The organism is Marinobacter sp. (assembly GCF_046484525.1).
Classification (GTDB): domain Bacteria; phylum Pseudomonadota; class Gammaproteobacteria; order Pseudomonadales; family Oleiphilaceae; genus Marinobacter.
Map to the genome: position 1 here is coordinate 1 of NZ_JAWOIS010000057.1, position 7,570 is coordinate 7,570.

Sequence of the window (7,570 nt, forward strand, 5' to 3'; positions counted from 1 at the left end):
TAAAGCCATACAACCTACTGCGTTGTCAAAAACCCCCGCATCCCGCAATCATCCAGGAGTGCCTGGCACTTGATAGCCCAGACTCAAGTGCGCGCACACAGTCAGTTGTGCGCGCTCTCCGATCAGGTTCTTCACGAGCTTTAATAATGGGGTGTTTTTGCCTATAACGTTTTCGGTAAGATGGCCGTCAAGGTGATCCTTCCTTCGTCAGGATGACAGCAACCTGCTACCCCAACCAATATCCTTTATAATTATCCGGGAAAATGAAAGGATATAGGATGAATAAAAAGACGTTTGGTATTACATTTTTTGCGGTATTTCTCACATTCACGCTGGTTCTCACTGCTTGCGCACCTGCTGTTCAGGAAACAGCCGTACCCGAATCAACTGAACCCCCAACTCCGCAGACACCAGACAACACCCCTGTGCCGGCTTCAACAGCCACGGATGCACCAACCGATCCCGAACCAACTGCCACACCCGACCTGTCTTCATTCGACATATCGATTGACGGCACGTGGAAAGGGTCGTTGGCGATAGCCGGCAGTTCACTTGAGAACATTGTGCATTTCAGAACCGCAGACAACAGCCTGCTGGCCACGCTCGATATCCCGCCGCAGAACCTGTTTGGCTATGAACTGGCAGAGGTTAGCTTCGACGGCGTGAATGTCCATTTTGAAGGATTCGCAGAAGTAAACCGCAAAGCCGTCTGGGACGGCAGGCTGGATGAAGACGGTGTGATCAGGGGCACCTTCGAGCAAGCGGGGTATCAAGGTACCTTCGAACTCTTTCCTGCCGGGATGATCGCCTCAGATGAACCTCCGCCGCCCTACAGCGTTGAAGAAGTCACCTTTGAAAACGGTGACATCACCCTCGGCGGCACACTCACGATCCCGGAAGGCGATGGGCCTTTTCCGGCTTTTGTTTTGATCAGCGGCAGCGGGGCACAGAACCGGGATGAGGAGATTTTCGGTTTCAAAATTTTCGGAAAAATCGCAGACCACTTCACCCGCAGCGGCATTGCCGTGCTGCGTTATGATGACCGCGGTGTGGGTGCCTCCACCGGTGACCTGTCGGAATCCACCAGTGCCGAACTGGCCGGAGATGTGAGCGCCGCAGTCGACCTGCTGTTGACACGCCCGGAGATCGACCCTGACAACATTGGTCTGCTCGGGCACAGCGAGGGCGGCATCATTGCGCCCATGGTCGCAAATCAGCGGGATGACATTGCCATGCTGATCCTGCTGGCTGGCACTGCACTCCCCGGGGAAGAGATCATCTACCAGCAGATCGAACTGCTCTCGCGTGCTGAGGGATTAAGTGAAGAAGAAATTGAGGAAGCGCTTGAAACCCAGCGCCGGTATTTTGAAGCGCTGCTCAGGGACGGAGACTGGGAAGCCATAAAGGAGGAGCTCCGCGAGCAAATAACGGATCAGGTGAATGCGCTGCCCGCTGCTCAGAAAGAAGCCATCGGAAACCTGGAGGATTATATTGACACTGTTTACCAGCAGCAAGTTGGCACGCTGGAATCCGCCTGGTATCTTTTCTTCCTTACCTACGATCCTGCCACCGCGCTGGAGGAGATCACCATTCCGGTTCTGGGCATCTTTGGCGGGCTTGACCTGCAGGTGCCTTACGAGATGAATGCGCCGGCGATGGAGGCTGCTCTGGAGCGTGCCGGGAATGAAAATGTGACCATACTGACATACCCGGAAGCGAACCATCTCTTCCAGGAAGCCAACACGGGCAGCACAAGCGAGTATGCTTATCTGGATAAAGAATTTGCTGCCAGTGCTTGTGGTTATGTGCCGCGCAAGAACAACAAACGCTCGCAGAGCATCGAGTGGGAGCACGTCGTGCCGGCGCATGCGTTGGGGCAGAGCCGCCAGTGCTGGCGCGAGCCGATCTGCACCAACAGCAAGGGTAAGCCTTACAAGGGGAGGCAATGTTGCGAGAAGGTCGACCCGGTGTTTCGCGCCATGGTCTCGGATCTGCGTAACCTGGTGCCGGCTATCGGTGAGCTGAACGGGGATCGCAGCAACTACACCTTCAGCATGCTTGAGGGCGAGCCGCGGAACTATGGTGCCTGTGATTTCGAGGTGGACCGTTCCTTGCGCAAGGTGGAGCCACGGCCGGAGGTTCGGGGCGATATCGCGCGGACCTATTTCTACATGCACGAGACCTATGGTCTGCCGTTGAGCGGTAAGCAGCGGCAGCTGTTCGAAGTGTGGGACCGGGAGGACCCGCTGTCGGAGTGGGAGGTGCTCCGCAACGCGCGGATTGATTCCATTGTCCAGCGGCGGTGGGTGGCGATGTCGGAGGGGTCGGATTATGTACCCTCTCCCTGACCCTTTATTCCGGGCGTCCTGCCCTCCACCCTTCGGGCCAGCATTCTGCTGTTCAAATCCGCACAGGCGGGACTTGACGGGACAAAATAGTTCGTTCTAAAGTGTTTCCTGTTTCGAAACTGGAAACATCATTATGGCACTGAAGCCACAAGACACCCTGTTGGTACTCAAATACTGGTCGTTGAGGCAGGCGGGACAGGAAAGCAGCGTCCGGGGCATTTCTGAGACGGTAGGCATCAGTCCGGGCGAGGTAAGCAAAGGAACCCGGCGGCTGTTGGCCTCGCGGCTTGTCGTTGAGAGAGCCGGCGGTGTATTTGTCGAGTCAGGCGCGTTGCTGGAATGGCTATGCTACGGGGTTCGTTATGCCTATCCCCAGGAGAGTGTCGGATATGGCAGGGGGATGGCTACATCGTGGAATTGTCCTGTGCTGGCTAGCGAGGTTGTACCGCCTGATCCCCCGTTTGTGTGGTCTGTGCCTGGTGGGGGCGTTGATGGGACGTTGATAAAGCCTATACATGATTCTGCTCCCTTCGCGGCGAGTCACGATGAACAGCTATACCGGGCGCTTTCACTGCTGGAAGCGATTCGGGGCGGAAAACCAAGGGAGCTGACGATAGCGAGAGACCTTCTGGCAAGTCTGATTAAAGGAGAGTTATGAAAAACAAGGACGTTAATCTAATGCAGCTGGAAGCTGTAGCCGAGGCACTGGGGGATTTGTTGCCGAAAGTGACATTCGTCGGCGGAAGTACGACGGTGCTGTTGGTGGATGAGGCGGCACATTATGGTGTGCGAAAAACCGATGATGTGGATGTGATTATCGATGTAGCCACATTGGTTGAATACCACAAATTTTCAAAAAATTTGCGAGTACATGGTTTTCGAGAAGATATCGATGGCCCGAACTGCCGCTGGTTGTTCGATAGCAAGGTCGGCGGAATCAAACTCGATGTAATGCCGACGGATGAAAGAGTATTGGGCTATTCCAATCGTTGGTACAAGGCAGCCATTGATGAAGCAACCAACGTTACTCTGCCAAGCGGGCTGGAAATTCGTGTAGTTAGTCCGGCATATTTCATGGCGACGAAGTTTGAGGCTTTCGCAGGAAGGGGTAAGGGAAACTTCTTCAGTCACGATCTGGAAGACATTGTATTCATCATGGAAAACCGAAGCGGCTTGATTATGGAGCTTATAGGCTGCGATGAAGGATTAAAGCGATATTTTGCAGAACGGGCAGCATCACTGTTGAATAATGACTTTTTGAATGTTTTACCCGGACTGTTGAATAATCCTGACTCTGCAAGAGCCGTAGAAAACAGCCTGAAGATCATGAAATCGTGGTCGTGAAATGCGGAATCACATGTCGAGACGCAAGTTGCTGCGATAATTTTTCTTGTGGCGTTTGTGAATTCCGGCCTCCGTCGGACTGACGGGTAAGGCATCCAGATGGCACCTGAAAAGGGGGCTTGAAAGGACCCAAATTGGGGCCTATAGTACCCAAATTGGGTCCTATTCGAGGTGCACATGCTACCTGTCACTATTGGCGATGCCCTGTTCACCAAAACCCAGCAGCGGGTGCTGGGACTGCTTTACGGTAATCCGGCGAAATCCTTTTACACCAATGAAATCATGCGGTTGGCGGGGATGGGGCGTGGTACGGTGCGGCGTGAGCTGGAGCGTCTGCTATCGGCCGGGCTGCTGGTCATGCGACAGGAAGGCAACCAGCAACATTATCAGGCGAATTTCGATTCACCGGTCTTCGCCGAGTTGCGAGCGATCGTGATGAAAACCTTCGGCGTTGCGGAAGTCTTGCGTGATGCCTTGCTGCCGTTATCCGGGGCGATCCAGCTGGCGTTTGTCTACGGGTCGGTGGCCAGCGGTACGGAGCGCCAGGGCAGTGATATCGATTTGATGGTTGTTGGGCGGGTGACCTTTGAGGCACTGGTCGCTGCCGTTCACCCCTGTCACGCGGAACTGGGCAGGGAGATCAATCCCAACCTGTTCACACCGGAAGAGTTTGGGCGCAAGATGAAAGAAGCGAATTCCTTTGTTGCGCAGGTTATGGAAAAACCGAAATTGATGGTTCTAGGGAGGGAAGATGACATTGGAAAATCTGGTCAAAGTTAGAAAGCTGGTGCCGCAGCCGGCTAGCAGGGAAGAGATCGGAAAGCTGCTGACGGCAGCGCAGCGCAATATCCAGGACGCGCACGTTAGCGACGTGAGTGCCACAACCCGGTTCGATGCTGCCTACAAGGCGATAATGCAGTGTGCGCTGGCTTCCATTCGGGCAAGCGGTTACCGTCCCTCCACCAGTGAGCCCGGGCATCACATCACTGTGATTCAAAGTCTTCCAACAACCATTGGCATGTCCAATGAGCGGATGATCGTTCTGGATGCCATGCGCAAGAAGCGCAACCTCAACGACTACAATGGGGATGGCGTGAGTGAGGAGGAAACGGAAGCCTGCGTGCGTGCAGCCGAAGCACTCCTGAAGGATGTGCAGGTTTGGCTAAAGAGCGAACACCCCGAGTTCATTTGACATGAAAGTCCAGCTCTTAAGCGATCTGCACAACGAGTTTTACCAGCCGGATAGGCCGCCGAAGATTGAACAGAGCGGTGCCGATTTCATCGTGTTGGCCGGCGATATCGATGTGGGACGGGATGGGTTGGTTTGGGCGAGCAAGGAAGCGGAGCGCCTGGATAAACGCATTCTGTATGTCGCCGGTAATCACGAGTTTTACCATCATGACCTCTCGTTGCTGAATGAAATGCGGGCGTTTGCTGCAGGCAGTGACAGGCTGTATTTTCTGGAGAACGACGAGCTGATTCTTGGTGACGTACGCTTTCTTGGGTGTACGCTTTGGACCGATTACCGGGCCGCGGGCGATCCCGTGTTGTCGATGATGGAAGTGCAGCAGCACTTGAGCGACCATCATGTTGTCAGCAATGGCGAACGCCTTTTTCTGCCTGAGGATGCATTGAAGATTCATACTGAGTCCAAGGCCTGGCTCAGGAAAAAGTTGAGACAGCCTTTTGCCGGCAAGACGGTGGTCATTTCCCACCATGCCCCACATCTGCTGTGCAAGCATCCGTTGTTCCCCATAAATGCGATAGCAACGGCTTTTATGAGTGACTTAACCGAGCTGGTAGGAATGGTTGATGTGTGGTGTTTCGGGCATACCCATGCCAACCTGGATGTGGAGGTTGGAAAGTGCCGGCTGGTTTCCAATCAGCGGGGTTACCCTGGAGAGGGGGTGAAGGGGTTTGATCCCGCCTTTGTATTCACTGCTTAAGACTGTCCCCCCACGCTAATACCGCAACCTCATGTCTGGCTAACAGGATTTGCTTCATCACTGCTCCAAACCTCACTACAAGAATGCTCATGGCACAATCAGGAGCAAGGGGTATAAATGGATCCCCTCATCCTGTCCTTCTCCCTGAGGGAGAAGGGACCCTCCGTCATGCAACTATGCTAGAGGAACTAATGTTGCGCGGTTAGGAACAGCTATTTAGAATCCCCCATCTCTCCTGCACTCCTGAATCCCTGAACCCTCCATGCATTGCTCCCACTATGCCGCGGGCCGCTGCCGCTCCTGCACCCTGATCGAACAGCCCTATGCCGAGCAGCTGGCCGCTAAGGAGGCGCAGTGCCGTGCGCTGCTGGCGGTCCATGCCGGGGTAGAGTGGCTGCCGCCGGTGGCGAGCGCCGAGCAGGGTTTTCGCAACAAGGCGAAGATGGTGGTGAGTGGCACCATGGAAGCACCGGTGCTGGGGATCGTCGATGCCCGGGGCAAGGGGGTCTCCCTGGCCGATTGCCCGCTCTACCCGCCGGCGCTGCAGGCCTGTTTCGGCCCGCTGGCGGAGTTCATCCGCCGAGCGCGCATCATCCCCTACGATATCGCCGGGCGGCGCGGTGAGCTGAAATACATTCTGGTGACCCTGGCGGAGCATTCCGGTGAGTTGATGGTGCGTTTTGTCCTGCGCTCGCAGGAGCCGGTGGCTCGTATTCGCAAACAACTGCCGGAACTGCAGGCGGCGCTGCCGGGGTTGCGCGTGGTGTCGGTGAATCTGCAGCCGGAGCACAAGGCGGTGCTGGAGGGTGAGCAGGAGATCGTGCTGACCGCACAGGCGAGCTTGACCATGCGGCTCAACGGCATCCCGCTGCACCTGCGGCCGAAGAGTTTCTTCCAGACCAATACCGCGGTGGCGGAGGCGCTCTACCGGCAGGGGCGCGAGTGGGTGGAGGAGCTTGACCCTGACAGTGTGTGGGATCTTTTCTGCGGCGTCGGCGGCTTTGCGTTGCATGTGGCTGACGGCCGCCGCGAGGTGACCGGGATCGAGATCAGCGCCGAGGCGATCGCCAGCGCGGAACTGAGCCGCGATGAGCTGGGTCTGGCTCGGGTGCGTTTTCGTGCGCTGGATGCGGCCGATTTTGCCGCGGGGAACCCCGAGGTGCCGGAGCTGGTGATCGTCAATCCACCGCGGCGGGGGATCGGCGCGGCGCTGTGCCAATTTTTAGAGGAGTCGGCGGTGCGCTGGGTGATCTATTCCAGCTGCAACGCCGAGTCGCTGGCGCGGGATCTGGCGCAGATGCCGGGCCTGCGGCTGCGCCGGGCGCGTGTGCTCGATATGTTTCCCCATACCACGCATTACGAGGTGATCACGTTGCTGGAGCGGGTGGGGTAGCGATAGGTGGTTCCGTTGAGAATCGCGACCGGGACGTTCGCTCCCACAGAGGGAGGCCCCAGGCCGTTGGTAGGTCGGATTAGCGTAGCGTAATCCGGCAGGATGGGGAGCGGAGATGTCGGGTTACGGCTAGCGCCTAACCCGATCTACCTCTGCACGATGGGTTGTTTTTTTGTGGGAGCGGACGTCCCGGCCGCGATAGGTGGCGCCGGCGAATCGCGACCGGGACGTTCGCTCCCACAGAGTGCCGCGCTTGATGGTCGGTAGGTCGGATTAGCGTAGCGTAATCCGACAGGATGGCCTGTGGAGATGTCGGGTTACGGCTAGCGCCTAACCCGATCTAGCCCTGCGCGATGGGTTGTTTTTTGTGGGAGCGGACGTCCCGGCCGCGATAGGTGGCTCCGGCGAATCGCGACCGGGACCCGCAGGCATTCTTGATTAGCTCCACCGGATGAAAGCAGCCACCGTGCCTATGAATCTTCTGACGGAGCCATGCTAACAGTGGTTGGAATTCACCCTGCCGCACGAGAGAAGGTAGA

Annotated in this window: 8 protein-coding genes; 7 read left to right on the forward strand and 1 reads right to left on the reverse strand. The window is 56.5% G+C overall.

The genetic code is table 11. The features are described from left to right. Nucleotides 1-278 precede the first annotated feature (278 nt). The 7 genes from R6W86_RS12150 (at nt 279) to rlmC (ending at nt 7,031) form a co-directional block, all read left to right on the forward strand. Nucleotides 279-2,348: an alpha/beta fold hydrolase gene (locus tag R6W86_RS12150; protein WP_410329628.1), complete on the forward strand. Its 2,070-nt coding sequence runs from the start codon at nt 279-281 to the stop codon at nt 2,346-2,348. A 133-nt stretch (nt 2,349-2,481) separates the two neighbouring features. Beyond that, nucleotides 2,482-3,006 carry a hypothetical protein gene (locus R6W86_RS12155; protein ID WP_410329629.1) on the forward strand — a complete coding sequence of 175 codons (525 nt, stop codon included), beginning with the start codon at nt 2,482-2,484 and terminating at the stop codon, nt 3,004-3,006. Beyond that, nucleotides 3,003-3,692, forward strand: coding sequence for a nucleotidyl transferase AbiEii/AbiGii toxin family protein (locus R6W86_RS12160; protein ID WP_410329630.1), 690 nt, complete (start codon nt 3,003-3,005; stop codon nt 3,690-3,692). Before R6W86_RS12155 ends, R6W86_RS12160 begins: the two co-directional genes overlap by 4 nt. A 177-nt stretch (nt 3,693-3,869) precedes the next feature. Then, complete coding sequence (locus R6W86_RS12165) at nt 3,870-4,472, forward strand: nucleotidyltransferase domain-containing protein (RefSeq protein ID WP_410329631.1); 603 nt, start codon at nt 3,870-3,872, stop codon at nt 4,470-4,472. Then, a complete protein-coding gene (locus R6W86_RS12170) occupies nt 4,444-4,884 on the forward strand; it encodes a DNA-binding protein (protein WP_410329632.1) in 441 nt (146 codons plus the stop codon). Before R6W86_RS12165 ends, R6W86_RS12170 begins: the two co-directional genes overlap by 29 nt. A 1-nt stretch (nt 4,885) precedes the next feature. Further along, entirely contained in the window at nt 4,886-5,638 is a 753-nt protein-coding gene (locus R6W86_RS12175; protein ID WP_410329633.1) for a metallophosphoesterase, read from the forward strand. A 262-nt stretch (nt 5,639-5,900) separates the two neighbouring features. After that, on the forward strand, nt 5,901-7,031 hold the full coding sequence (gene rlmC, locus R6W86_RS12180; protein ID WP_410329634.1) for a 23S rRNA (uracil(747)-C(5))-methyltransferase RlmC: 1,131 nt from the start codon (nt 5,901-5,903) through the stop codon (nt 7,029-7,031). Nucleotides 7,032-7,371: 340 nt separating this feature from the next. Here the strand turns inward: rlmC and R6W86_RS12185 are convergent, their stop codons facing one another. After that, entirely contained in the window at nt 7,372-7,557 is a 186-nt protein-coding gene (locus R6W86_RS12185; RefSeq protein ID WP_410329635.1) for a hypothetical protein, read from the reverse strand. Nucleotides 7,558-7,570: the final 13 nt, after the last annotated feature.

Excerpts from the sequence above, each read along its gene's own strand:
- R6W86_RS12150 (WP_410329628.1), top strand. The coding sequence starts at position 279 with ATGAATAAAAAGACGTTTGGTATTACATTTTTTGCGGTATTTCTCACA.
- R6W86_RS12155 (WP_410329629.1), top strand. The coding sequence starts at position 2,482 with ATGGCACTGAAGCCACAAGACACCCTGTTGGTACTCAAATACTGGTCG.
- R6W86_RS12160 (WP_410329630.1), top strand. The coding sequence starts at position 3,003 with ATGAAAAACAAGGACGTTAATCTAATGCAGCTGGAAGCTGTAGCCGAG.
- R6W86_RS12165 (WP_410329631.1), top strand. The coding sequence starts at position 3,870 with ATGCTACCTGTCACTATTGGCGATGCCCTGTTCACCAAAACCCAGCAG.
- R6W86_RS12170 (WP_410329632.1), top strand. The coding sequence starts at position 4,444 with ATGACATTGGAAAATCTGGTCAAAGTTAGAAAGCTGGTGCCGCAGCCG.
- R6W86_RS12175 (WP_410329633.1), top strand. The coding sequence starts at position 4,886 with ATGAAAGTCCAGCTCTTAAGCGATCTGCACAACGAGTTTTACCAGCCG.
- rlmC (WP_410329634.1), top strand. The coding sequence starts at position 5,901 with ATGCATTGCTCCCACTATGCCGCGGGCCGCTGCCGCTCCTGCACCCTG.